Origin of the sequence: Pseudomonas sp. G11-1, from assembly GCF_024031555.1 — a bacterium.
Classification (GTDB): Bacteria; Pseudomonadota; Gammaproteobacteria; order Pseudomonadales; family Pseudomonadaceae; genus Halopseudomonas; species Halopseudomonas bauzanensis.
Genome location: NZ_QEYQ01000001.1, coordinates 244,282 through 267,938, shown reverse-complemented (window position 1 = coordinate 267,938; position 23,657 = coordinate 244,282). Strand labels below are relative to the sequence as shown.

The following is a 23,657-nucleotide window of genomic DNA, read 5'->3' as shown; positions in this document are numbered from 1 at the left end:
TTTTCAAGGGCATGGCCATGGGGGCTGCGGATGTTGTCCCCGGCGTGTCTGGCGGCACCATCGCTTTCATCACCGGTATCTATGACCGCCTGCTGGCCGCTATAGGCTCCTGCACACCGAACAAGCTGCTGTGGCTGCTGCGTGGAAGGGTCAGGGAAACCTGGCGATCCATCGATGGCAACTTTCTGGTAGCGCTGCTGGCCGGCGTTGCTACCAGTATTGCCACCCTGGCGAATCTGATCAGCTATCTCCTGGCAGAACATCCGGAACTGATCTGGTCGTTCTTCTTCGGCCTCATTCTCGTCTCCGTGTGGCTGGTCGGTCGGGAGATCCATCGCTGGAGCATCGGCGTCATCCTGATGCTGTTTACAGGGGCTGCTTTTGCCTACGTGATTACCGTGGCGGTGCCGTTGCAGTGGCCGGTCAACCCCCTGATGATCTTTCTGGCTGGCGCCATTGCCATCTGCGCGATGATCCTGCCCGGTATTTCGGGGAGTTTCATCCTGTTGCTGCTGGGCCTGTACACGACAGTGCTCGGAGCGATCAAATCCTTCGATGTGGCTCTGCTGACGATTTTCATCTGCGGTTGCCTGGTCGGCATTCTGAGTTTTTCGCGATTACTGTCCTGGCTGCTCCAGCATGCCAGGAACGCTACCCTGGCGCTGTTGACGGGGCTGATGATAGGGTCATTGAACAAGGTCTGGCCGTGGAAGCAGACGCTGACCTGGCGTGAGAACAGCCAGGGCGCGATGGAACCCATGCAGCAGACCAATCTGCTGCCGGGCAGCTACGAATCACTGACTGGCGCACCGTCTCACTGGTTGGGCGGACTGGCGCTGATGCTGGCGGCCGTTGTGGTGGTGCTGGGCCTTGAATGGATTGGCCAGCGGATGCGCCGGGATTGAACGCCGATTGGCTGGGGGGATGACCGTGAGGCAATGGAGCTATAGCAGCATCGCGTTACCTGCAGTCCTGCTTCTGGCATCGCTGCTGTCGGCCTGCGCCGGTCCCTCGGGCGGTGTTCCGGTCGATGACCGCAGTCGTGGCAGCTCCCGCGCCGAGCAGGTGACTTCCGGCTCCCATGTGGTCCAGCGCGGCGAAACTCTCTATCAGATTGCCTTCCGTTATGGCTGGGACTGGAAAGCCCTGGCCGCCAACAACAACCTGCGACAGCCTTTCACAATTTATCCTGGGCAGCGCATCAGCCTGGAAACGCGCTCGTCCGCTGTTGCTCGCGCGCCCACACGAACTCCACCGGCGGCCAGCCGACCCACCAGTTCGCCGCCGGTGCGATCAACCCCCGCACCGGCGCCTGCCCCGGTTAAAAGTGGTGCAGAGAAACAAACTGTTACAAATAAACCGGCATCCACACCTGCTCCTGCTGCGCTTACCGGCTGGCAATGGCCGGCCCAGGGCCCTTTAATAGCGCGTTTCCAATCGAACGCGAGTTTGAATAAAGGGATTGATATTGCCGGTCAATTGGGTCAGCCTGTTTTTGCTGCGGCAAACGGTTCGGTGGTCTATGCGGGGCGGGGGCTGATTGGTTACGGCGACATGATCATCATCAAGCATGACGACGATTTCCTCAGTGCTTATGCGCATAACAGCCGTTTGCTGGTAAAGGAAGGGGAGCAAGTCAGGGTCGGGCAGAAGATCGCGGAGATGGGGAGCAGTGGTACCGACAGGGTCAAGCTGCATTTTGAAATTCGACGTCGCGGCCAACCTGTGGACCCTCTCGGTTATTTGCCCAAACTGTGAACTAGCTCCAAGACAAAACAGTTTTAATGTTGTCATAGTTTCCAGGCAAACTGCAGGGAGCACTGGATTGGCGAAGCGGGGGTGCCAATCCCGGCGATAGTCAGCGGAGGCTGACACGCACCGGATTGCCTTTGTGCATCCGATCGTGTTTCGACTGAAGATGGGGCATGCAAATGGCTGTTAATAATAATGTGCCTGAGGATCTTGAACTGGTAGATCAGATCAGGCCGGACGAACCCGAGACCGCGGACGAACCGGATCGCGTTCGGGTGGCAACTCCTCGCAATCACAAGCGTGAAAATGCGTTTGAATTCACTCGGCAGCTTGATGCCACTCAGATGTATCTCAATGAAATCGGCTTCTCACCGCTTCTCACTCCCGAGGAAGAGGTCTATTTCGCGCGGTTGGCACTGAAGGGCGACGAAGCCGGTCGCAAGCGGATGATCGAGAGCAACCTGCGGCTGGTGGTCAAGATCGCCCGTCGCTACGTCAATCGCGGGCTGACCCTGCTGGATCTTATCGAAGAGGGCAACCTCGGCCTGATCCGGGCGGTGGAGAAGTTTGATCCCGAACGGGGTTTCCGCTTTTCGACTTACGCCACATGGTGGATTCGCCAGACCATCGAGCGGGCCATCATGAACCAGACTCGCACGATTCGTCTGCCGATCCATGTGGTAAAAGAGCTGAACATCTATCTGCGTGCGGCCCGTGAGTTGACGCAGAAACTCGATCATGAGCCGACCCCGGAAGAAATCGCCCAGCTGCTCGACCGCCCGGTCGAGGACGTCAAGCGCATGCTCGGGCTGAACGAGCGGGTGGCATCGATCGATGTTTCTCTGGGGCCGGACTCGGACAAGACCCTGCTCGATACCCTGGCCGATGACATGGCGCAGGATCCCTGTGAGCAACTGCAGGACGATGACCTCAACGCCAGTATCGACATGTGGCTGTCCGAGCTGAGCGAGAAGCAGCGCGAGGTGGTCACCCGACGTTTCGGTCTGCGCGGTCACGAAAGCAGCACGCTGGAAGAGGTAGGCCGGGAAATCGGTCTGACTCGTGAGCGGGTGCGGCAGATTCAGGTCGAAGCGCTCAAGCGCCTGCGTGACATCTTCGAGCAGCATGGACTGTCCGGAGAATCACTGTTTCAGTGACTCCCCGGCTCGCCCAGGGCACTCAACAGCAATCTAAAACGGGAACCTCAGGGTTCCCGTTTTAGATTGGCCAGCGCTGTAACGGCGTGTTCCCGGGGCCTGCGTTTTTCATGTTGCCGCTATCCCATTCTGTGCGAAGATAGCTCTGGCTGTGTTCAACAGCACCAAAAGGAGAGTATCGAATGGACTGGAGTCATCTTCCCACATTGCTGATTGTGGCGGCGCTGGTGGTTCTGTTGATCTACGCCGTCACCCTGTACAACCAACTGGTCAATATCAAGCACGCGGTCAGTCGCGCCTGGGCCAACATCGATGTGTTGCTGCGTCAGCGTCATGATGAACTGCCAAAGCTGGTGGAGGCCTGTCGGCAGTACATGCAATACGAACAGGGGACCCTCGAGAAGGTTATCAGCGCGCGCAACGCGGTCAGCCAGGCGCGTGATCAAGCCGATCTGAAGCGCCTGGGCCAGGCGGAAACGGCCCTGCGCAGCGGCCTGGGCCAATTGTTCGCCCTGGCTGAGGGTTACCCAGAGCTGCAGGCCAGTTCCTCGTTCCAGCATCTGCAGCAGCGTATCTCCGGTCTGGAGAGCGGCATTGCCGATCGTCGTGAACTGTATAACGCAGCGGTGAATATCAATAACGTGCGGATCGAACAGTTCCCGGATGTGTTGATCGCGCGGCTCTTCGCCTTTCGACCCGCTGAGTTGTTGCAATTCTCCGAAGCGGACAAGGCCGACGTGGATCTTCGCCAGTTGTTTTCATGATCGACCTGTACGGCATTTTTCTCATTTCCCGGGGCGCACACGCGGTGTTCACCGGCCTCAGCTCGGTGCTGGCACTGTGGCTGCTCTATCGTATGTTCAGCCGTCTGCGCCGGGCGCGCTGGGTCGAGGATACGCCGACCTCGAAAATCCGCTCTGCGGCCCAGGGCCTGGTCGAGCTGGTCGGGCAGGTAGAAGCGGGTGGGTATGCGCCCTTGTTGTCACCACTGGCTGGTCGCCCGTGTCTGTGGTATCGCTTCACCGTCGAAGAGCTGCAACGTCGGGGCCGAAATACGGAGTGGCGTACTGTCGAGCGGGGCAGCTCCGACCGACCTATCCTGTTGCGGGATGAAACCGGCAGCTGTTGGATCCAGCCTGCGGCCGCGGAGGTTCATCCTCGTCAGCGTCGGCGCTGGGAAGGCAATCGACGCTGGCCGTTGGGTAACGTGGTACAGACTGGCGTACTGGGCGCCTTGCTTGCTCGCCGCTATCGCTATACCGAAGAATGGTTGCAGGAAGGCGATCCGCTCTATGCCCTGGGCTGGTTTGAAAGCCGCGGCGGTGGGCGCGAGGCGACGGATGCGCAGTCAGTTGCACGACAGATCATCAGCAGCTGGAAGGCGGACTATCCAACCCTGTTGGCCCGGTTTGATCGCAATGCTGATGGCCAGCTTGATCCGGCTGAATGGGAGCGGGTGCGCGCCGCGGCAGCCCGGGAGGCGCAGCAGCAAATCCGCCGTGCGGGTGAGGCGCCAGCCGTGCACATGCTGGTCAAGCCGCCGCACAAGAACTTGCCCTTTCTACTGTCTGATCACCATGAAGAAGACCTCAGCCGCCGGTTGCGCCGTCAGTCGGGCTGGAGCCTGGCCGGCATGTTGCTTGCTGGTGGGTTGGCCGGCTGGCTTTGGCTGGCCCTGCTGCAATAGGCGGCCGCTGTTTCAGCCCCGGTAGTGCTCCCGTTCATAACCGTCCAGCCACTCGATGAGGGCGGTCGCGGTCAGCGGTCGACTATAGAAGTAGCCTTGGCCGACATCGCAGCCTTCGGCACTCAGGTAGTCTTGTTGTCCGGCTGACTCCACGCCCTCGGCGATCACCCGCATTCCGAGGTTGCGGCCGAGCTGGATGATAACTCGCACGATAGTCTGGTCGTCGGGGGCGGTGAGCAGGTCGCCGGTGAAGCTCTTGTCAATCTTGATCTTGTCCAGCGGCAGCCGCCGCAGGTAATTCAGGGAAGAATAGCCAGTACCGAAGTCATCCAGGGCAATCTGTACACCGATGCTCTTGAGCTCGTTCAGGTGCCGGGCGGCGGCGTGAATATCCTCCATCAGCCCGGTTTCGGTGACTTCCAACTCCAGGTTGGCGCGTGGCAGTCCGTAGCGTTGCAGCACCTGGGTCACCATCTCCGGCAGGTCGGGGTGGTGCAGCTGGACGGTCGACAAGTTGACCGACATGCGCAAATGCGTTCTGCCGGCCTCGTGCCAGTCTCGCAACTGTCGGCACGCCTGATCCAGCACCCATTCGCCGATGGCAATGATCGCTCCGCTCTGTTCGGCCAGCGGTATGAACAGGTCTGGCGGCACCAGTCCGCGTTCCGGGTGATGCCAGCGTACCAGGGCTTCGACGCCGACCACACGGTGGTCGGTCAGGCTGACCTGCGGCTGGTATACCAGATGGAGTTCATTGCGCAGCAAGGCATTGCGCAGGTCTGCGGCCAGCTCGCGACGGTCACGCATCTCGCTGTCCACGCTCGCGATGTAGAACTGATAGCGGTTACGCGAGCGGGTCTTGGCCAGCATCATCGTCTGCTCGGCCTTCTGCAGCAGCTTGCCTGCATCCAGACCGTCGTCGGGGAACAGGGTGATGCCGATGGTGGCCTGAATCGCCACCTGGCTGTTGTTGACGGGGAAGGGCAGGCCCAATTCATCGAGGATCTGCTGCGCCAGTTCAGCCACTTCATAGGGCTCGTCCACAGCGCCGACAACCAGTGCGAACTGATCACCGCCCAGCCGGGCGATACTGATCAGGCGCCCGCTGTGGGCGTGCAGTCGCTCAGCGACAGCTACCAGTACGCTATCGCCGGTCTGATAGCCGAACCTGTCATTGACCTCCTTGAAGTCATCCAGCCCGCAACAAAGTACCGCGACGCCATGCTGGCGGCGCCGCGCCTCGGCAAGAATGCGCGCCAGTTGCTCCAACAGCAGGCTGCGGTTTGGCAGCCCAGTCAACTGATCATGCCGGGCCATGTGTTGCATGTTGGCTTCGGCCTCATAGCGCTGGTTGCGGTTGCGTTCGATGGAGTGCAGCAGCTCGTTGATCTTGGTGATCCAGAGCCCCAGTTCGTTGCGCTCCTGACCCGGCAGCATGGGAATCATCATTTTTCCCGGCTGCTCGGGATTGATATGGGCGATGTAGTCGATGATGCGTGCCAATGGCCGGGTCAGCAGCACGTGATAGACGAGGTACAGTGCACCGGCCATGGCGAGGGCGCGCAATACCCCGGAGATGAGAATGATCAGCGAGTAGCGCAGGAATTTCTGACCGTAGGGTGCAGTCTCCAGAGTCAGGCGCAGCTCGCCATAATATTCGTTATAAGGTGCCCGTCCCCGTAGCGGAATGCTGAAACTCTGCTCGACGCCGAACAGCAGATCAGTGATGAAACGATAAGAGGGGGTGCTCAGTGGCCGTTCGCGACTGGCCAATGGCGGTTCATCTGGATGACCGATGGCAGCGAAATGGACAGCCTCGTTGGCGAACAAGCCTTCGATCACCTGGGTGGCCATTTCCTTGTCCAGGCTGAATATCGCCTGGCTCGCCGGGTCGTGGAACATGGCCAGGATCTGCTTGGCGTCCCGATTGATTGCCTCTCGTTCGATGCGCAGGTCGAACAGGATTTGCCCCATGCTGAGCAGCATTCCTGCCAACAGTGCCCACATCAACACCAGCTTCAAAAGCTTGATTGAAAGACTGTGTCGGCGGCTCACTTTCAACACATGTCGTCCTTTTCATTGTTTTCCGCATCATGCATCCGTAACTGATGCGGTGCAACTGCTGAGAACAAAACACCCCGCTCAAGGCGGGGTGTTTCACATCAGTCAGGCCAGGCTTCAGGCAGCGAGGTTCTTCGCGACGAAGTCCCAGTTGACCAGATTCCAGAACGCCTCAACGTACTTCGGACGCGCGTTGCGGTAGTCGATGTAGTAGGCATGTTCCCAGACGTCACAGGTCAGCAGCGGGGTGTCACCGGAGGTGATCGGGTTGCCGGCGCCGATGGTGCTGGCCAGGGCCAGGGAACCGTCTGCTTTCTTCACCAGCCAGCCCCAACCGGAACCGAAAGTGCCGATGGAGACCTTGCTGAACTCGTCCTTGAACGCTTCGAAGGAACCGAATGCCTTGTTGATTGCGTCGGCCAGTTCGCCGGTGGGCTCGCCGCCGCCATTGGGGCTCAGGCAGTTCCAGTAGAAGGTGTGGTTCCAGACCTGGGCGGCGTTGTTGAACAGGCCGCCAGAGGAGGTCTTGATGATATCTTCCAGGCTCTTGCCTTCGTAGTCGGTACCGGCGATCAGGTTGTTCAGGTTGACCACATAGGTGTTGTGGTGCTTGTCGTGATGATATTCCAGGGTCTCGGCGGAGATGTGCGGCTGGAGGGCGGTCTTTTCATAGGGAAGTGCGGGCAATTCGAAAGGCATGGTCTCTCTCCATCTTCAGGTTATCGGGGTCGGTTCGGTATTGCGCAAGCCTGGCCGGGGTCTCCTCACGCCAGTCAATCACAGGCGCCGCCCCTGTTTATAACAGCCAAGATCATAGCATTCTGTTCCCGGGCTAGCCATGCCGCAAGCCTCAAGCGGGCCACACCAGTGACCAGGCCACTCTGAGCATCATGGCCGCGACACCGATATCGATCAGCCGCCAGGTCAGTGGGCGTTGCAACCAGGGCGCCAGCCTGGCCGCCCCGAGCGCCAGACTGAAGAACCACACCACGGATGCGCTGGCGGCGCCCAGTGCGAACAACGCCGGCAGGTCCTGCTGGGCGCCGACCGAGCCGATCAATACCAGGGTGTCGAGATAGACATGGGGATTGAGCAGCGTCACCGCGAGCGTGGTCATCAGCACCGCCTGACGCGAGCGTCTTGGCCGGTCAGGGTCCATGCCAACCAGGCTCTGGCTGCCGAGGGCACGGCGCAAGGCCAACAGCGCATATCCGACCAGAAACAGGATGCCACCCCAGCGTGTGATTTCCATCGCCAGCGGATGCCTTTGCAGCAACGACGCCAGGCCAAAGGTGCCGGCGGTCACCAGCAATGCATCACAGGTCATACACACCACCGCTGCGCTCAGGTGATGCTCCCGCCGCAACCCCTGGGCCAGAACGAAGGCATTCTGCGCGCCGATGGCCATGATCAACCCTGCGGCCACCAGGAAACCATTCATATAACTGCCCATACCCTGCATGTCTGGCTCCGCCAAGAAGAAAGGCTGGCAGTCTGATGGGTGATTTAATATAAGAGAAACAAATATTGCTGATGGGATATAAAAATTACTCATGCTCGATTACAAGCTGTTGCAAGCGCTGGCCGCCGTGGTGGAAGAGGGTGGTTTCGAGCGGGCCGCACGGGCGTTGGGGCTGTCCCAATCGGCGGTATCCCAACGCATTAAACTGCTGGAATCACGGGTAGGGGCGCCGGTCCTGCTGCGGGCTGTGCCGCCTGCGCCGACCGAGACCGGCAGGAAACTGCTCAACCATGTGCAGCAGGTGCGCTTGCTCGAGCGTGATCTGCAGCGGGATGTGCCCATGGATAGCGAAACTGATGCCGCCCCGCGATTGCGTATAGCACTGAATGCGGACAGTCTGGCAACCTGGTGGGCCGATGCGGTGGCCGATCTGTGCGAAGCGCAGAATCTGCTGCTGGAATTGCTGGTAGATGATCAGGATGTAGGACTGCGCCGCATGCGCGCCGGTGAGGTGGCCGGTTGTGTCTGCGCAACGGAGCAACCGGTGGCGGGCGCGCGTTCCTTATCGTTGGGCAGCATGCGCTATCTGGCGGTGGCCAGTCCCGCCTTCATGGCGCGGCACTTTGCTGAAGGCATCACTCCAGCGGCGCTGCGTCGGGCCCCGGCCATTGTCTTCGGTCCCGATGACCAGTTGCAGCATCGGTTTCTGGCCGGCTGCGGATTTACCGAACGGTTTCCGCATCATTTATGCCCCTCGTCGGAGGGGTTCGTGCGGCTGATCGACTCGGGATTGGGTTGGGGCCTGGTACCGGCCTTGCAGATCCGCTCCGAGTTGGCCGCCGGCAGGCTGCAGGAGCTCCTGCCCGGCAATCAGGTGGAGGTACCGTTGTACTGGCATTATTGGCGCAACGGCGGACGATTGCTGGAGGCCTTGACTCACCAATTGGCACGCACGGTGCTGCACTGACCCCAGAGACGGGCACGGGTGGTCAGGTCGTTCCACAGCGCGCAGAATAGGCAGTGGTGAAAAATGCCAAGGCCGGAGAGGAACTCGGTGCCTCCGAAAGCGACAGAGTCCAGAGCGGGTTGAGGGCAACAGGGGATTTTATGGGTGATGATGATATCCGGGACGTCCCGGGAATTCGCGCAACCGATGAGGATCGGGTCACCGCGCAACCGGGCGCGCGCCGCGGCAACCCAGCGGAGCCGCCAGTGGTACGGGCGGTGCGCGAACCACCGCCCCGTCGCCAGCGCAATGGCGCGCTCTGGGCGGTATGTCTGAGTCTGTTGATTGCTCTGGTCGGGCTGGGTTATTGGAGTCACCAGCAGCAGAGCCGCCTGCAGCGGCAACTGGTGGCGACCCAGGAAAGCTTTGCGCGGATCAGTGAGGAAGCGGCGGGCCGACTGCAGGATATCAGCGGCAAGGTGGTCGCGACCGAATCCAGCCTGAGCCAGAATGAGCAGAACCGGGTACAGCAACTCAACAAGCTGGAACAGCGGGTGGAGCAACTGACGGCTACCCAGCAGACTCAGCAGGACGAACTGCAGAGCCAGCAAGACAGCTTGCAGCAGCAACAACGGAGGATGCAGGCTTTGCAACAGGCCGATGCGGCCCGGGTGGAACAGATGACGGCGCTGGACGGGCTGGCCAGCACGCTCGGTGAGCAACTTGAACAACAGCAGCAGGCATTGACCGAGCTGGCCCAGCAGACTGAATCGGCCAATACGGCGCAGGCCGCCCTGCGCAGCGATCTGCAGCAGGCCAGCGAGCAACTGCAGGCATTGGCCCAGCTGGAGCGCCGGTTGGCGGAGCAGGATAGCGAACTGGCCCGTCAGCGCGGCGAACTGGAGGCATTACTGCAAGCGTCATCCGGGGCCAATGTCGAGCAGGAGATGCTGGTGCTGCGCAGTGAAATCGAGGAGCGTCTGGCCAGCACCGAAGAGTCACTGCGGGCGATCGACAGCTTCCGCCTGCAGACCAATCGCACCATTTCCACATTGCGCAACCAGCTCGGCAATCTGCAGCAGCAGTTGGGGCAGCGCTGATGAACTTCCTGGCTCATCTGCGCCTGGGACCGGACGATCCGCAACAGGCGCTGGGTGGGTTGCTGGGTGATTTCGTCAAGGGGCCGGTGGCTGCCATGGCCCTGCCGGACCGGGTGCGCCAGGGCATCTGGTTGCATCGGCGCATCGATGCTTTCACCGATCGCCATCCGCTGGTGCTGCGCAGCAAGGCGCGGGTCAGTGGTGAGCGGCGCCGCTACGCCGGCATCATGGTCGACATGTTCTATGACCATCTGCTGGCCCGCCATTGGGCGCAATTTGCCGACCAGTCCCTGGCCATGTTCACCACCCGGATGTACCAGCAGGCGGTGCTGGCCCAGCAGGCGCTGATGCCGGAACGGGCAAGGATTGTGCTGGTGCGCATGGCCGAGCAGGACTGGCTGGGCAGTTATGCGGAGCTGCAGAACCTGCACCAGGCATTGGACAACATGGCCCGGCGCCTGCGCCCGGAAAACCGCCTGCCAGGGGCGGTCAGCGAACTGGAGCGGGATTACTCGGATTTCGAGGCTGATTTTCTGGAGTTCATGCCCGAGGTGATTGCCTTTGCCGACGCTCAGGCGGCCGCTCTCAGCGAGTCGACCGATTGGCAGTTGCTACTGTCCTCTTCCAGCCCCAGCGCCTGAATCACTGCCTGGCGGGCGCTGCGGGCCAGCTCGTTGCGGCCCAGGGTGTGACTGTCGATCAAAGGCAGGAAGTGCACATCGACGTCGATACGCGCTGCGCCCAGCAAACGCCACAGATGGCGGGAGAATTCGTCATCATCAATGAAGGGGGCAATAGTGTCCCGTTGCCCATGATTGCGGTAAGCCAGGGCTACCGGCTGGATGGGCAGGTGTTGTTCGATGGCGCAACCGAACAGGCGACCATGGAAGGTGCGCACCTGGTCACCCGCCGTGGTAGTGCCTTCGGCGAAAATCATCAGGTTGTGGCCCCGCTGCAGGACATTGCCCAGGCGCTGATTGAGACTGGCGGCCTGGCCGCGATGGATGAAGACCGTACCCGCCCGGTCTGCCAGCCATCCCAGCAGCGGCCATTGACGCACCTCGGCCTTGGCCAGAAAACGGACCGGCGCCCGGGCGCCGAGCAGAATGATATCCACCCAGGACACATGATTGCCGACCCATAGCGCCGTGCCAGCCGCCGGTTGCCCGTGGTAGCGAATATGCAGCGGCAACAGGCGGAGCAGGCAGCGCATCCACCAGCGGGTAATGGCCTGGCGTGGTGGTTCCCGCCAGCGGCCGGGCAACAGCTGCAACAGGGCTGTCAGCAGCATACCGAGCAGCACCCACAGCGCTACCAGCGGTGCTCGCCACAGGCGGCGCCAGGTTGCCATCAACTGACCGCCTTGAAATGCCGGGCGTAGCGCGGGCACAGCTGCTCGCGTTGCAACAGAATGAACAGGTCGGCGACATTGAATGCCGGGTCCCAGCAGGGCTCGCCGCAGATTTTCGCGCCCAGGCGCATATAGGCCTTGAGCAGCGGTGGCAGCTGCGCGGTAACGTTGGCGGGCAGGTGCTGTTCGGCCAGCGGCAGGCGGGGCACGGCATTCAGCCATTCGCGACTGAGATGACGTTCCCGCAGCCGTTGCATGATGGCATGAGCCTGAATGCCGCCATCGCCCATGCCGATGCTGGCGCAGCCCATCAAGAAGCTGTAATTGCGCTCATTCATCAGCTGCGCCAGGCCCGACCAGAGCACGGCGATGGTGCTGCCGTTACGGTAGTCAGCATGCACGCAGGTGCGACCGATTTCCAGGATCGGCCCGCGCAGGTACTCCAGCCCCACTAGGTGAAACTCACCCTCGCTGTAGAAACCGCCGGCCCGGGAGGCGCCGTGGCTGTCAAGCAAGCGGGTAGTGGCCACCACCTGGCCGCTGCTGCGCTCGCGCACCAGCAGGTGCTCGCAGTGACTGTCAAAGGCATCATGATCCAGCCCGGGTACCGAGCTCTCCAGTCTGGCGCCACATTCCTCGCTGAAGATGGCGTAGCGTAGCGCCTGCGCCTCCCTGATCGCGGCGGGCTCGGTGGTCAGCTCGACTACCAATGGGGTCTGATTGATCTGATCTGTTGCCTGTGCCATACCCATCATCGTTACCTCCAGCGCAGCATCCATTTCGTGCCACCATGCTGATCAATAGCCATGTCACGAAAGTGACTGGTTGATGTCGGTTGGGTGACACTGCAGGGAGTTTGATCCAGATCAGCACGAGGCTGGCGCGCGTCGCCTATAAAGACGGCCCGCAAGATTCAAGACAAGGAGTTGAAATGTCGAGTACCCCCAGGGTGCTGTTCGATAACGGCGTACACAAGGTGCTGTGTTTCGATCAATTGGTGACCGGCGATGGCGTGCAGTCCAACCAGTTCCTGATCGTCGATCATGATCAGCATGCATTGCTCGGTCCGGGCGGTGACCTGACCTATATGCCACTGTCCCTGGCGCTGAGCCGGCATATCGTGGTGCGCGACCTGACTTATGTGTTCGCCTCGCACCAGGACCCGGACATTATCGCTTCGTTGGACAAGTGGTTTCTCCATACCGGCTGCAAGGTCGTCTGTTCCAAATTGTGGGCACGCTTTCTGCCGCACCTGTCCGCGGCCTTTTTGGCTAAAGCGTCGGGCATGAGTACCACGGAACGCATGATCGCAGTGCCCGACCGGGGGCAGAATATTCCCCTGGGCCAATGTGTGATCAAGGCGCTGCCCGCGCACTTTCTGCACTCGGTGGGTAACCTGCAGTTCTATGACCCGGTCAGTGGCATCCTGTTTTCCGGCGACATGGGCGCATCGCTGGTGGATGACGCGGAGCCGGTCAGCGATTTCACCGCCCACATTCCCACCATGGAAAGCTTCCATCGGCGTTACATGGCCGGCAACAAGGCTTGTCGGCTCTGGGCCAACATGATCCTGCGACTGCAGCCGAAGATGATCGTGCCGCAACATGGTCGGCCGTTTATCGGGGCTGCTATGATCAGGGAGTTTCTCGATTGGATCAGCCAGCTTGAATGTGGCATGGATCTGATGGAACAGGACGACTACCAGATACCCTGAGACCTGACGCATGGCGAACCCGATCTATCCCTGGCGTGAAGGCAATACCTTCGAACTCATGATGGATGGGGACTGCTTCTTTCCGAAGATGTTGCAGGCCATGGAGCAGGCCCGCACCAGTATCGATATTCAGCTCTACCTCGTGGAGTCCGGTCACAGTACCGAAAAGGTGACCGACATACTGTTACGGGCGGTGGCGCGTGGTGTGCGGGTGCGCTGCCGCTTCGACAGTCTCGGCAGCCGCGAGTTGACGGAAGGCGATCGCGAACGGCTGATTCAGGGTGGGGTGGAGTTGCGTTTCTATAACCCGCTCAACCTGCTGGGTGGTCGATCCAATTTGCACCGTGATCATCGCAAGTTGCTCATCGTCGACCAGCGCATCGTGTTCATTGGTGGCGCCGGCTTTACCGATGAGTTCTGCATTCCCGATCCTGGTGGGCGCTGTCTCTGGCATGAGCAGATGCTGGAGGTAGGCGGCCCGGTGGTGGCCGACTGGCTGGAGGTATTCGAACAGCAATGGTTGGCAACCGAACGGCGCAGTGGTCGGCAACCGGCGCGCCTGCGCCGTGTACGCCTGCCGCCGCACCCGCCGACAGGGCAGGGCTGGGCGCGGGTGTCGCTGACCGACGGCCGCACCCACCGGGAACTGGTGCAGGCGCTGCTGGCCAGTATCGCCCGGGCGCAGCGGCAGGTATGGCTGGCCACTCCGTATTTCGCGCCGACCCGGCGTATTCGCCGGGCCTTGATGGACGCTGCCCGACGGGGCGTGGATGTGCGTTTGCTGTTGTGCGGCGAAGTCACTGACCACCCGGCGGTGCGCTATGCCGGACAGCGTTATTACAAGCGGCTGTTGGCTGCGGGTATCCGCATCTTTGAATACCAGCCGCGGTTTCTGCACCTCAAGACCGTGTTAGTGGACGATTGGGTCAGCCTGGGTTCGTCGAACTTTGATCACTGGACGTTGCACTGGAATTTGGAAGCCAACCAGAACATCGTCGACAGCGGCATGACTCGAGCGGTAGAAGAAAGCTTCGCCGCCGATTTCGCCGAATCGCGAGAGTGGACCCTGGCCGACTGGCAGGCGCTGCCGTGGTATCACCGATTGAAGATCCGGCTGTGGGGCACTATCAATCGCGCGGTGGCATCCGGGCTGGATGTCAGGCGCTGAATCGGTGGGCGTCAGGCATAGGCGTCCTGGTGCGTCTGTGAGCAGTTGCGACCGCCGGCTTTGGCCCGATAGAGTGCTTCGTCGGCCTGGCTGATCCGCAGTTCGAGACTGTCTTCAGGTTGAATCAGGCAGAGCCCGGCAGACAAGGTGCAATACACTTCATCAGGCAGGGAAGGAAAAGAGGTGCGCGCCAGGTTCAGACGGATGCGCTCCACGCAATGCTGCAGGGACGACAGATCGCAGTTGCTCAACAGCAGTACGAACTCCTCGCCACCAAAACGTGCCACCATATCTTCGCCCCGCAGATTGGCCCGGGCGATCCGGGCAAAGCCCTGAAGCACCTCATCCCCGGCTGAGTGGCCATACAGATCATTGATACGCTTGAAATGATCCAGATCGATCAATGCCAGCCCGAGCGTCTGGCCGTCGCGCTGCAACGTCATGCGGCGCTGCGCCTCGTCAAGAAAATGCCGGCGGTTGGGCAGGCCGGTGAGCACGTCGGTGGTCGCCAGGTTCTGTAGTTCGTCCATCATGCTGCGCAGCGATTGCTGGTGTTGCTGCAGCGTGCTGTGGCGGCGCTGCAAACGCTCGCCCAGCTCCCGGATGTAACTACCGAGAATGGTCAGCCACAACATGAAGCAGGCCAGCACGAACCATTCGAGCAGAGCAATGGACCGCGTCTGCGGATAGATATTCAACTGCTGGTTGAGAATGATCAGCCCGCCATAACAGGCCAGGGCCAACGCCGCGTGGGCCAGATAGGCAATGCGTGACAGCTGAAACACGCCGAACAGCAGGATCAAGCAATAAGCGGCCAGTATGATGCCGCGGATCGGACCGACCATCGCCAGCAGGTAGGTCTGCAGCAGCAGGGCGACGACGATCTGCGGACTGGTCAGGCTGGGGTCCTTGAAGCGCAGGTTGAAGTTTGTGCGGAACATGAAGAAGAAGACCGCCTGGGTAGCGACGCCGAGTCCATAATGACTCAGGGCCATGCCCAGACTGCCGATATAGGCACCGGTGGCCCAGGTCACTGCGATCACCACATAGGTGATGCCATAAACCCACTGGGCCAGAAAGAAGCGCTGCAGGCGGAGCGCCTGGTCCCGGGCCTGTCGGTCAAACTCCCTTTCAATCATTGCGTCTTCTTGTATGGTGGCTTGCTGATATCACTTTAACGGCCCCCGCATCGTTTGCCTAGGGTCTGCTCCTGTTATAGCGCAAAGCTATCAGCTGAACGGCTGACCCGGATTCGCAAGCTCGGGTATACTTTGTCGCCTGCTTTCACTCAGCCGGGGGTTGTCGGCCCGGCCCAAGCATTCCGTGAATCTGGTCGCACTGCCTCGATTGGCACGTCTGCGGCCAGCAAGCCTATAGAGGAGCCTGTCCGAGAATGGCCGTAATCAAGCAAGATGATCTGATCCAGAGCGTTGCCGATGCGCTGCAATACATCTCCTATTACCACCCCGTAGACTTCATCCAGGCCGTACACGAAGCCTACCAGCGTGAAGAGTCTCCGGCGGCGCGCGATGCCATGGCGCAGATCCTGATCAACTCGCGCATGTGCGCCACCGGCCATCGGCCGATCTGCCAGGACACCGGCATCGTGACCGTGTTCGTCAAGGTGGGCATGAACGTCCGTTGGGACGGTGCCACCATGGGTATCGATGACATGATCAACGAAGGCGTGCGGCGTGCCTATCAACTGCCGGAAAACGTGCTGCGTGCCTCGATTCTCGCCGACCCGGCGGGCAAGCGCACCAACACCAAGGACAATACGCCGGCGGTAATCCACTATCAACTGGTACCCGGCGATACCGTCGAGTTCCATGTTGCGGCCAAGGGCGGCGGCTCCGAGAACAAGTCGAAGATGGTCATGCTCAACCCCTCCGACTCGATCGTTGACTGGGTAGTCAACACGGTACCGACCATGGGCGCCGGCTGGTGCCCACCGGGTATGCTCGGCATCGGCATTGGCGGTACTGCGGAAAAAGCTGCGGTGCTGGCCAAGGAATCATTGATGGACCCGATCGATATTCACGAGCTGCGCAAGCGTGGCCCGCAGAATCGCGTCGAGGAGCTGCGCCTGGAAATCATGGACAAGGTCAACGCGCTGGGCATCGGTGCCCAGGGCCTCGGCGGCCTGACCACGGTGCTGGACATCAAGATCATGGATTATCCGACGCATGCTGCCAGCCTGCCGGTGTGCATGATCCCCAACTGTGCTGCCACCCGCCATGCGCATTTCGTGCTGGACGGCAGCGGTCCGGCCGAACTCGCGCCGCCGCCCATGGACGCCTACCCGGACATCACCTGGGAAGTGGGCACCGGCGTACGCCGCGCCAATCTGGACACCCTGACCCCGGAAGAAGTACAGACCTGGAAGACCGGCGAAACCGTGCTGCTGTCGGGCAAGATGCTGACCGGTCGCGATGCCGCACACAAGCGCATGGTCGACATGCTGAACAAGGGCGAAGAGCTGCCGGTAGATCTGAAGGGCCGCTTTATCTACTACGTCGGTCCGGTAGACCCGGTACGTGATGAGGTCGTTGGACCGGCTGGCCCGACCACCGCAACGCGCATGGACAAGTTCACCCGCCAGATCCTGGAGCAGACCGGTCTGCTGGGCATGATCGGCAAGTCCGAGCGTGGCCCCATCGCCATCGAGGCGATCAGGGACAACAAGGCGGTGTATCTGATGGCCGTCGGTGGCGCTGCCTACCTGGTCTCCCAGGCGGTCAAGAAAGCCAAGGTGCTGGCCTTCCCGGAGCTGGGCATGGAAGCGATCTACGAGTTCGACGTGCAGGACATGCCGGTCACCGTAGCGGTGGACAGCAGCGGAGAGTCAGTGCATATCACCGGCCCGCAGATCTGGAAGCAGAAGATTGCCGACAGCCTGGCGGTGGAAGTGCAGTAAGCGTCAGAAGTAAGTATGGTCTGCCCCCTGTGGGGCAGGCCAGTTGTAGGAGCGGCCTTGGCCGCCCCCACAGAGTCAATCATGCCGAGAGCGCTCTGCTCTCAGCTGAAACAGCTCGTCATCAGACGAGCTGTTCTCCCACATGCAGCAGCTTCATCGAGTTGGTGCCGCCGCGCGAGTTGTAGACATCGCCCTTGGTCAGCACTACCCAATCCCCCGGTTTGACATGTCCCAGCTCCAGCAACTTGTTCACCGCGTGCTGATTCACTTCAGTGGCCGGCACTTCGGCCGGGTTGAAGGCAATACTCTGCACGCCGCGCATCAGTGCCACCCGACCCAGGGTCTGGGCGTGGGGTGACAGGGCGTAGATCGGCAGGTGCGAGCGGATCCGCGACATGATCAGCGGGGTATAGCCGCTGTCGGTCAGGGTGATCACCGCAGTGACCGCCGGGAAGTGGTTGGCTGCGTACATTGCGGCCAGGGCAATGGTTTCGTCGCAGCGGTCGAATTCCATATGCAGACGGTGCCCCGACAGCTGGTTGGTCGGGTTCTTCTCCGCGCCGCGGCAGATACGATCCATGGCTGCGACCGTTTCCACCGGGAAGTCGCCGGCGGCGGTCTCGCCCGACAGCATCACTGCATCGGTGTAATCCAGTGCGGCGTTGGCCACGTCGGAGACTTCAGCGCGGGTTGGTAGCGGGCTGCTGATCATCGATTCCATCATCTGGGTGGCGGTGATCACGGTCTTGTTCTTGCGCCGGGCACGGGCAATGATGATCTTCTGGATACCCACCAGTTCGGCATCACCGATCTCCACACCCAGGTCACCACGGGCGACCATCACACTGTCACTGGCGTCGATCAGGCCATCCAGCGCGGCTTCGTCAGCCACCGCTTCGGCGCGTTCGATCTTGGCCACCAGCCAGGCTTGGGAGCCCGCGTCGGTCAGCAATGCACGGGCCTGATCCATGTCCTTGGCATCACGGGGGAAGGAGACGGCGACGTATTCCATCTGCAGCTCGGCGGCCAGCACGATGTCGGCGCGGTCCTTGTCGGTGAGCGCGGCGGCGGACAGGCCACCACCGCGGCGGTTGATGCCCTTGTGGTTGGACAGGGCGCCACCAGCGGTCACGGTGCACTGGGCCTCGTCCGCGGTAATGCTATCCACCTGCAGAACGATACGGCCATCATCGAGCAGCAACTCGTCCCCGGCGCGGCAATCCGACACCAGCTGGGGGTAGTCGATGCCCACCACGTCCTGGTTGCCCTCATCCAGCGGATGGCTGGTGGACAGGCGGAACTTGTCGCCGACGTTCAGGTGAATCTTGCCGTCCTTGAAACGGGCGATCCGAATCTTCGGCCCCTGCAGGTCGCCCAGCAGAGCGACGTGGGTGCCCTGTTGCGCGGCGATATCGCGTACCAGTTGCGCCCGGGCGCGGTGCTCGTCATGGGTGCCGTGGGAGAAGTTCAGGCGGGCGACGTTCATGCCGGCCTTGATCAGGGCTTCGATACGTTCCGGAGTGCTGCTGGCAGGTCCGAGGGTGGCGACAATCTTGGTACGGCGCAGGGTCATGAATGTTTTCCCTTCAGTTACATTTCAGTGGCTTACAATAGATCATACGCTCTATGTATGACAGGCAGAAGCCGCTATGACACTGGTCTGACAGGAGAAATGCATGCACCCGCGAGTTATCGAGGTTACCGAGCAGCTGGTTGAACGCAGTCGGCTGTCTAGGACGGCCTATCTGCAGCAGATGGCTACTGCGGCAGCCCGACCCCGCGGGCGCCGTGATCTGTCCTGCAGCAACTTCGCCCACGGTATGGCCGGGTGTCCGGCAGGGGACAAGGACCGCCTGCGGATGGTCGACGAGGTCAATATCGGCATGGTAACGGCCTATAACGACATGCTCTCCGCCCACCAGCCCTATGAGACTTTTCCTGCGCAGATCCGCGCCGCGCTGCGCGCCTTCGGCGCCACCGGACAGGTCGCTGGTGGGGTGCCGGCCATGTGTGACGGCATCACCCAGGGCGAGCCGGGGATGGAGTTGTCTCTGGTCAGCCGCGATGTGATCGCCATGGGCACGGCTATCGCCCTGTCGCACAACATGTTCGATGCCGCCTTGTGCCTGGGCATCTGCGACAAGATAGTGCCGGGGCTGTTGATGGGCGCGCTACGCTTTGGTCATCTGCCGATCCTGTTCGTACCCGCCGGGCCGATGCCTTCCGGGCTGCCCAACGGCGAGAAGGCCAAGGTGCGACAGCGCTATGCCGAAGGGCTGGCGACTCGCGAAGAGTTGCTGGACGCGGAAAGCAAGGCTTACCACGCGCCCGGCACCTGCACCTTCTACGGCACCGCCAATACTAATCAGATGCTGCTGGAGGCCATGGGGTTGCAGCTACCGGGCGCGTCCTTCATCAATCCCGGCACGCCGCTGCGCGATGCCCTGACGGTTCATGTGGCGGAGCAGGCGGCCCGGCTGGCGCGGGCGGGCGAGGGCAGCATGGCCTCGATTCTGGATGAGCGCGCGCTAGTCAACGCGTTGGTCATGCTGCTGGCCACCGGCGGTTCGACCAACCTGACGCTGCATCTGATTGCGATCGGCCAATGCGCAGGGCTGCAACTGAACTGGACCGATATGGCGCTGCTGTCGGAAGTCGTACCGACCCTGGCGCGTATTTACCCCAACGGCCAAGCCGATGTTAACCACTTCCAGGCCGCGGGTGGCAGCGCCTACCTGTTTGCCCAACTGCTCGACGGCGGGTTGCTGCATGCCGATGTAAACACTATTGCCGGTCCGGGACTGCAGCGCTATACCCGCGAGCCGGTATTGACGGACGGGCGCCTGAGCTGGCGCGACGGCCCGGCAGCCAGCCTGGATGAAAGCGTCTTGCGCAGCCGCCAGACGCCCTTCAGCGCTGACGGCGGTCTGCGACTGCTGGAAGGTAATCTGGGGCGCAGCGTGATCAAAGTCTCCGCAGTGCAACCCGAGTATTGGCGGGTCAGTGCATCGTGCCGGATCTTCGATAGCCAGGAGGCTTTCGTCGACGCTTTTCAGCGGGATGAATTCCAGAGTGATGTGATCGTCGTCGCACGTTTCCAGGGGCCGGCGGCCAATGGCATGCCGGAGCTGCACAAGCTCACGCCCTATCTGGGGGTATTGCAGGATCGCGGCCTGCAGGTGGCGCTGGTAACCGACGGGCGCATGTCTGGTGCATCCGGCAAGGTGCCGGCGGCGATCCACTTGACACCCGAGGCCCATAACGGTGGACCCATCGCCTACCTGCGCGATGGTGATCTGCTGGAACTTGATGCCGTCAATGGGACCCTACAAGTACAGGTTGATCAAGCCGAATGGCAGGCCCGTACGCCGGCCGTGCATGCCGAGCCGGTCCGCCGCGGCTGGGGCCGGGAGCTCTTTGCCTTCGCCCGCACAACTGCCAGCGCGGCAGAGCAGGGGGCGAGCTGCTTTACTGACAGTCTGATTCAGGCTGATGGAGGTGCAACATGACCGCAGAACAACAGGCAGTATCACGGAGCCTCGATTGGCACGCTGCCGATGGGCCCGAGCAGCAGGCCGAGGCGGTCGCCAAGCGCATCCTGGCGTTGTTAGGCGACGCCATTGAGCAGCGCGGGCAAGCCAGTCTGGCGCTGTCCGGCGGGCGTGGCCCGGAGCGCTTTCTGCGGCGCCTGGAGCAGGCCGATTTCGATTGGGAAAAGGTTACCATCACGCAGGTCGATGAGCGCTGGGTGCCCGCGGAACATGAACAGAGCAATGCGGGTCTGATCCAGCGCTGCATGCCACAGGTATTGCAGCGGGCCACCTGGCTGCCGATGTATCAGGGACAATCACTGCAAAGCGATGCGCAGTACTGTCACAATATGCTCGTTAACCTGCTGCCGCTGGATGTGATCGTGCTGGGCATGGGCCCGGACGGGCATACCGCCTCACTTTTTCCGCATATGCCAAAGCTGGGTGATTATCTGTCTGAACAGCACCCGGAGTTATGCATTGCCGTGCCGGAGGCGGGTGAACGCCTGCCGCGCCTGAGCATGACGGCGGCGGTTATCAACCGTGCGCGCAACAAGATGCTGGTGGTCAGTGGCGAGGACAAGCATCAGCAGTTGGCTAGCGCGCTGGGCGCGGCAAACCCGTTGGCGCTACCGATCGCTGCCTTCCTGTCGCCACCCATGGATATTTTCTACAGCCCCTGAGGCTTCCGGAACCTTGAATGAGATTGACTGAAAACACTCAAACCCTTGAGCGGATCTTTACCGGCCAACGCATCCTGCCGGTACTCAGCATCCAGCGCGAGGAGGATGTATTGCCACTGGCTGATGCCCTGGCCGCCGGTGGCGTGACCAACCTGGAAATCACCCTGCGTACGCCCCTGGCGCTGGCCGCCATTCGCCTGCTCACGGCGCAGCGTCCGGAGTTGTGCGTGGGCGCCGGTACCGTACTGGATGGGCGGCAGTTCCAGTCGGTGCTGGATGCGGGAGCGCAGTTTGTGGTCAGCCCAGGGTCGACACAGGAGCTGCTGACCTTGGGGCTCGACAGCCCCGTGCCGCTGCTGCCGGGCATTGCCACCGCGTCGGAAATCATGATGGGATACCGCCTGGGTTATCGCCATTTCAAGGTGTTTCCGGCGGCAGTCTGTGGCGGCGTCGCGTTATTGCGCGCCTTCGCCGGCCCCTTCCACGATGTGCAATTCTGCCCCACCGGCGGCATCACTCCGGCAACCCTGCCGGACTATCTGGCGTTGGGCAATGTCATGGCCACCGGCGGCACCTGGATGGCACCCGCGGAGATGGTGAAGGCGGGGGATTGGGCTGGGATTACGCAGTTGTGCAGGGAGTTTACGGGGGTTGCTTGAGGGGAGGTAATGAAGAGGCTGAGCGGGAAGCATTGATCAGAGGGGATTCATGAGTTCGCGCATTCGGGTACCGCCTACAGCGGACACGCAGCAAGTACGTCCCTGTATGCTCGCGGTTGCCATCCCTGGCAACCGACGGTCCGCTGTAGGCGGTACCCGAACGCGCCTGCGAGTTTTTGCAATGATCAACGCTTCCCAGGCACCCAGTTCAAACCGGCTTTGACGGATCCACAAAACCATCCGGCTTGACGATCAGTACATCGCAGGGCACATCATCCAGCAACCGCTCGGCGGTATGCCCGACCAATGCGCTCTCTATGCGTGAACGGGAAATGGCACCCATCACCAGGAGGTCGATAGCCTGCTGAGCGATGAAATCCGGGATCGCCTGTTCTGGATAGCCCCGCAGCAGATGCTGTTCGTTCTCACTCATGCCCGTCTGGGCGGAAAATTCGCGGAAGGCTTCCATATGGTGCTGTTGCACCTGAGTGGCGTAACCGTCGTAATCCGCGACCAACCCGGTATCGAACGCCAGGGTGTGAGGCAAGGGGTTATAGCAATGGATAGCGTGTACCTGGGCGCCCGTATTCGCCGCCAGCGCCCGGCCCGTGGTCAGCAGTTTGTAATCCAGGGCGGCGGGCTTGTCGGCTTCATGCAGAGGGTCAACACTGACGCCGATGGCTTTCAGTCCGTTTTCCGGCTGCTTCACCAACCACAGCGGCGCCGGGCAATGGCGGATCAGATACCAGTCGGCATTGGTCAATACCAGCCGCTTGAGGAGATTGTGGTGATGGGTCGTCTTGAGCACCAGGTCCGGCTGTTGTTCGTGAATGGCGCGCAGAATGTGCCTTTCATAGCGCTTACCCCAGACCACTGTAGTGTTGACGGTACAGCCCTTGTTACGCAGGGGCTCGGCTAGCCGGGCGAGACCCTGTTCCCGGTGGCCGAGCAACGTACTGCGCGCTTTGGCCAGGGCATCGGTATCGAACAGCATGCCGCCATTCAGCGCGGGAATGTAATCACTCATGAACAGGGTGAAGCGGACCGCGGGATAGTATTCGGCCAACTGTTCAGCCCGTCGCAGACAGGGTTGGTCTGTATCACTGGTCGGGTCGATGACTACCAATATGTGCTGAATATTCATGTTGCGCACCCCTATTGATCCTGGTGGGTTCAGCCTAAGCCACTCTTAGCAGTATAGTGCTGATTCAGATCAATCCTCCGCCGGACAGCCATGGCGTTTTCAGCCGGTGCTTGGCCTACGGTCGCGGCTGGTCTATTCTGTACTCACCTTTCCCAGGAACGAGCCGGCGCAGGAAGCCACATGACGCGCTCAACTATTCTGAACTCAGCTTTACTCTCTTCGAAATGCCTGCTCGAGCGGATATTCATCGTCCGGGTGTTGCGTGATTGGCTGCACTTCCAGTGGTCGAAGTGCATACCGGAACGCTGCAAGAGCACCAATGGGCT

22 protein-coding genes are annotated in these 23,657 nt (G+C 61.2%); 14 read left to right on the top strand and 8 right to left on the bottom strand.

The window, feature by feature from the left end:
- The first annotated feature begins 11 nt into the window (after nucleotides 1-11).
- The 5 genes from DHB74_RS01265 to DHB74_RS01245 all read left to right on the top strand — a co-directional run bounded on the left by DHB74_RS01265 (nucleotide 12) and on the right by DHB74_RS01245 (nucleotide 4,596).
- Nucleotides 12-905 (top strand): polyprenyl-phosphate transporter, encoded by an 894-nt coding sequence (locus tag DHB74_RS01265; RefSeq protein WP_074778732.1) that lies wholly within the window; start codon nucleotides 12-14, stop codon nucleotides 903-905.
- Nucleotides 906-924: 19 nt separating this feature from the next.
- Entirely contained in the window at nucleotides 925-1,758 is an 834-nt protein-coding gene (locus DHB74_RS01260) for a peptidoglycan DD-metalloendopeptidase family protein (RefSeq protein WP_036988843.1), read from the top strand.
- 167 nt (nucleotides 1,759-1,925) lie between these two features.
- Nucleotides 1,926-2,909, top strand: coding sequence for an RNA polymerase sigma factor RpoS (rpoS, locus tag DHB74_RS01255; RefSeq protein ID WP_412778936.1), 984 nt, complete (start codon nucleotides 1,926-1,928; stop codon nucleotides 2,907-2,909).
- A gap of 182 nt (nucleotides 2,910-3,091) precedes the next feature.
- Nucleotides 3,092-3,673, top strand: coding sequence for a LemA family protein (locus DHB74_RS01250; protein WP_036988844.1), 582 nt, complete (start codon nucleotides 3,092-3,094; stop codon nucleotides 3,671-3,673).
- Nucleotides 3,670-4,596 carry a GIDE domain-containing protein gene (locus tag DHB74_RS01245; RefSeq protein ID WP_051610732.1) on the top strand — a complete coding sequence of 309 codons (927 nt, stop codon included), beginning with the start codon at nucleotides 3,670-3,672 and terminating at the stop codon, nucleotides 4,594-4,596. Before DHB74_RS01250 ends, DHB74_RS01245 begins: the two co-directional genes overlap by 4 nt.
- 12 nt (nucleotides 4,597-4,608) lie before the next feature.
- On the opposite strand, the gene DHB74_RS01240 is transcribed toward DHB74_RS01245, so the two are convergent.
- The 3 genes from DHB74_RS01240 to DHB74_RS01230 all read right to left on the bottom strand — a co-directional run bounded on the left by DHB74_RS01240 (nucleotide 4,609) and on the right by DHB74_RS01230 (nucleotide 8,119).
- Nucleotides 4,609-6,657, bottom strand: a complete 2,049-nt coding sequence (locus tag DHB74_RS01240) for a putative bifunctional diguanylate cyclase/phosphodiesterase (protein ID WP_280165678.1) — start codon at nucleotides 6,655-6,657, stop codon at nucleotides 4,609-4,611.
- A 117-nt stretch (nucleotides 6,658-6,774) separates the two neighbouring features.
- Nucleotides 6,775-7,356 (bottom strand): superoxide dismutase [Fe], encoded by a 582-nt coding sequence (gene sodB, locus DHB74_RS01235; RefSeq protein ID WP_074778133.1) that lies wholly within the window; start codon nucleotides 7,354-7,356, stop codon nucleotides 6,775-6,777.
- Between the two features lie 151 nt (nucleotides 7,357-7,507).
- Entirely contained in the window at nucleotides 7,508-8,119 is a 612-nt protein-coding gene (locus tag DHB74_RS01230; protein WP_074778135.1) for a LysE/ArgO family amino acid transporter, read from the bottom strand.
- A 91-nt stretch (nucleotides 8,120-8,210) separates the two neighbouring features.
- Here DHB74_RS01230 and DHB74_RS01225 point away from each other — a divergent pair, with 91 nt between their 5' ends.
- From DHB74_RS01225 to DHB74_RS01215, 3 genes are all read left to right on the top strand, one after another.
- On the top strand, nucleotides 8,211-9,086 hold the full coding sequence (locus DHB74_RS01225) for a LysR family transcriptional regulator ArgP (RefSeq protein WP_036988851.1): 876 nt from the start codon (nucleotides 8,211-8,213) through the stop codon (nucleotides 9,084-9,086).
- A gap of 140 nt (nucleotides 9,087-9,226) precedes the next feature.
- Nucleotides 9,227-10,165, top strand: a complete 939-nt coding sequence (locus DHB74_RS01220; RefSeq protein WP_136869674.1) for a coiled-coil domain-containing protein — start codon at nucleotides 9,227-9,229, stop codon at nucleotides 10,163-10,165.
- Nucleotides 10,165-10,806 (top strand): acyl carrier protein phosphodiesterase, encoded by a 642-nt coding sequence (locus DHB74_RS01215; protein ID WP_136869675.1) that lies wholly within the window; start codon nucleotides 10,165-10,167, stop codon nucleotides 10,804-10,806. Before DHB74_RS01220 ends, DHB74_RS01215 begins: the two co-directional genes overlap by 1 nt.
- On the opposite strand, the gene DHB74_RS01210 is transcribed toward DHB74_RS01215, so the two are convergent.
- The gene (locus DHB74_RS01210) at nucleotides 10,737-11,516 is read right to left on the bottom strand and encodes a lysophospholipid acyltransferase family protein (RefSeq protein WP_136869676.1); all 780 of its coding nucleotides are present in this window, start codon (nucleotides 11,514-11,516) and stop codon (nucleotides 10,737-10,739) included. The two genes, DHB74_RS01215 and DHB74_RS01210, sit on opposite strands and share 70 nt — an antisense overlap.
- Nucleotides 11,516-12,271: a GNAT family N-acetyltransferase gene (locus tag DHB74_RS01205; protein WP_036990088.1), complete on the bottom strand. Its 756-nt coding sequence runs from the start codon at nucleotides 12,269-12,271 to the stop codon at nucleotides 11,516-11,518. Before DHB74_RS01205 ends, DHB74_RS01210 begins: the two co-directional genes overlap by 1 nt.
- Before the next feature lie 176 nt (nucleotides 12,272-12,447).
- Between DHB74_RS01205 and DHB74_RS01200 the strand changes: the two genes are divergently transcribed.
- Both DHB74_RS01200 and DHB74_RS01195 read left to right on the top strand, forming a co-directional pair.
- The gene (locus tag DHB74_RS01200) at nucleotides 12,448-13,230 is read left to right on the top strand and encodes an oxygen-binding di-iron domain-containing protein (protein ID WP_499160607.1); all 783 of its coding nucleotides are present in this window, start codon (nucleotides 12,448-12,450) and stop codon (nucleotides 13,228-13,230) included.
- Nucleotides 13,231-13,240: 10 nt separating this feature from the next.
- Complete coding sequence (locus DHB74_RS01195; protein ID WP_136869677.1) at nucleotides 13,241-14,398, top strand: phospholipase D-like domain-containing protein; 1,158 nt, start codon at nucleotides 13,241-13,243, stop codon at nucleotides 14,396-14,398.
- 11 nt (nucleotides 14,399-14,409) lie between these two features.
- Here the strand turns inward: DHB74_RS01195 and DHB74_RS01190 are convergent, their stop codons facing one another.
- Nucleotides 14,410-15,537: a GGDEF domain-containing protein gene (locus DHB74_RS01190; protein ID WP_499160606.1), complete on the bottom strand. Its 1,128-nt coding sequence runs from the start codon at nucleotides 15,535-15,537 to the stop codon at nucleotides 14,410-14,412.
- A 254-nt stretch (nucleotides 15,538-15,791) separates the two neighbouring features.
- Here DHB74_RS01190 and DHB74_RS01185 point away from each other — a divergent pair, with 254 nt between their 5' ends.
- Nucleotides 15,792-17,315: a fumarate hydratase gene (locus DHB74_RS01185; RefSeq protein ID WP_074778145.1), complete on the top strand. Its 1,524-nt coding sequence runs from the start codon at nucleotides 15,792-15,794 to the stop codon at nucleotides 17,313-17,315.
- A 121-nt stretch (nucleotides 17,316-17,436) separates the two neighbouring features.
- On the opposite strand, the gene pyk is transcribed toward DHB74_RS01185, so the two are convergent.
- Nucleotides 17,437-18,888 (bottom strand): pyruvate kinase, encoded by a 1,452-nt coding sequence (gene pyk / locus DHB74_RS01180; RefSeq protein WP_036988862.1) that lies wholly within the window; start codon nucleotides 18,886-18,888, stop codon nucleotides 17,437-17,439.
- 103 nt (nucleotides 18,889-18,991) lie between these two features.
- On the opposite strand from pyk, the gene edd reads away from it, so the two are divergent.
- The 3 genes from edd to DHB74_RS01165 are packed head-to-tail and all read left to right on the top strand — an operon-like array spanning nucleotide 18,992 to nucleotide 22,187.
- Nucleotides 18,992-20,824 (top strand): phosphogluconate dehydratase, encoded by a 1,833-nt coding sequence (edd, locus tag DHB74_RS01175; RefSeq protein WP_499160605.1) that lies wholly within the window; start codon nucleotides 18,992-18,994, stop codon nucleotides 20,822-20,824.
- Nucleotides 20,821-21,528: a 6-phosphogluconolactonase gene (pgl, locus tag DHB74_RS01170; RefSeq protein WP_499160604.1), complete on the top strand. Its 708-nt coding sequence runs from the start codon at nucleotides 20,821-20,823 to the stop codon at nucleotides 21,526-21,528. The genes edd and pgl overlap by 4 nt, the downstream gene beginning before the upstream one ends.
- A 17-nt stretch (nucleotides 21,529-21,545) precedes the next feature.
- Nucleotides 21,546-22,187: a bifunctional 4-hydroxy-2-oxoglutarate aldolase/2-dehydro-3-deoxy-phosphogluconate aldolase gene (locus DHB74_RS01165; RefSeq protein WP_280164421.1), complete on the top strand. Its 642-nt coding sequence runs from the start codon at nucleotides 21,546-21,548 to the stop codon at nucleotides 22,185-22,187.
- 208 nt (nucleotides 22,188-22,395) lie between these two features.
- Here the strand turns inward: DHB74_RS01165 and DHB74_RS01160 are convergent, their stop codons facing one another.
- Nucleotides 22,396-23,331, bottom strand: a complete 936-nt coding sequence (locus tag DHB74_RS01160; RefSeq protein ID WP_280164420.1) for a universal stress protein — start codon at nucleotides 23,329-23,331, stop codon at nucleotides 22,396-22,398.
- Between the last annotated feature and the right edge of the window lie 326 nt (nucleotides 23,332-23,657).

Bases quoted from the DNA above. Each gene is read 5' to 3' on its own strand.
- DHB74_RS01200 (WP_499160607.1), top strand. From the start codon at position 12,448: ATGTCGAGTACCCCCAGGGTGCTGTTCGATAACGGCGTACACAAGGTG.
- edd (WP_499160605.1), top strand. From the start codon at position 18,992: ATGCACCCGCGAGTTATCGAGGTTACCGAGCAGCTGGTTGAACGCAGT.
- DHB74_RS01250 (WP_036988844.1), top strand. From the start codon at position 3,092: ATGGACTGGAGTCATCTTCCCACATTGCTGATTGTGGCGGCGCTGGTG.
- rpoS (WP_412778936.1), top strand. From the start codon at position 1,926: ATGCAAATGGCTGTTAATAATAATGTGCCTGAGGATCTTGAACTGGTA.
- DHB74_RS01205 (WP_036990088.1), bottom strand. From the start codon at position 12,271: ATGATGGGTATGGCACAGGCAACAGATCAGATCAATCAGACCCCATTG.
- DHB74_RS01165 (WP_280164421.1), top strand. From the start codon at position 21,546: ATGAGATTGACTGAAAACACTCAAACCCTTGAGCGGATCTTTACCGGC.
- DHB74_RS01220 (WP_136869674.1), top strand. From the start codon at position 9,227: ATGGGTGATGATGATATCCGGGACGTCCCGGGAATTCGCGCAACCGAT.
- pyk (WP_036988862.1), bottom strand. From the start codon at position 18,888: ATGACCCTGCGCCGTACCAAGATTGTCGCCACCCTCGGACCTGCCAGC.
- DHB74_RS01230 (WP_074778135.1), bottom strand. From the start codon at position 8,119: ATGCAGGGTATGGGCAGTTATATGAATGGTTTCCTGGTGGCCGCAGGG.
- DHB74_RS01265 (WP_074778732.1), top strand. From the start codon at position 12: ATGGCCATGGGGGCTGCGGATGTTGTCCCCGGCGTGTCTGGCGGCACC.
- DHB74_RS01160 (WP_280164420.1), bottom strand. From the start codon at position 23,331: ATGAATATTCAGCACATATTGGTAGTCATCGACCCGACCAGTGATACA.
- DHB74_RS01245 (WP_051610732.1), top strand. From the start codon at position 3,670: ATGATCGACCTGTACGGCATTTTTCTCATTTCCCGGGGCGCACACGCG.
- DHB74_RS01190 (WP_499160606.1), bottom strand. From the start codon at position 15,537: ATGATTGAAAGGGAGTTTGACCGACAGGCCCGGGACCAGGCGCTCCGC.
- DHB74_RS01260 (WP_036988843.1), top strand. From the start codon at position 925: ATGACCGTGAGGCAATGGAGCTATAGCAGCATCGCGTTACCTGCAGTC.
- DHB74_RS01195 (WP_136869677.1), top strand. From the start codon at position 13,241: ATGGCGAACCCGATCTATCCCTGGCGTGAAGGCAATACCTTCGAACTC.
- pgl (WP_499160604.1), top strand. From the start codon at position 20,821: ATGACCGCAGAACAACAGGCAGTATCACGGAGCCTCGATTGGCACGCT.
- DHB74_RS01185 (WP_074778145.1), top strand. From the start codon at position 15,792: ATGGCCGTAATCAAGCAAGATGATCTGATCCAGAGCGTTGCCGATGCG.
- DHB74_RS01215 (WP_136869675.1), top strand. From the start codon at position 10,165: ATGAACTTCCTGGCTCATCTGCGCCTGGGACCGGACGATCCGCAACAG.
- DHB74_RS01210 (WP_136869676.1), bottom strand. From the start codon at position 11,516: ATGGCAACCTGGCGCCGCCTGTGGCGAGCACCGCTGGTAGCGCTGTGG.
- sodB (WP_074778133.1), bottom strand. From the start codon at position 7,356: ATGCCTTTCGAATTGCCCGCACTTCCCTATGAAAAGACCGCCCTCCAG.
- DHB74_RS01225 (WP_036988851.1), top strand. From the start codon at position 8,211: ATGCTCGATTACAAGCTGTTGCAAGCGCTGGCCGCCGTGGTGGAAGAG.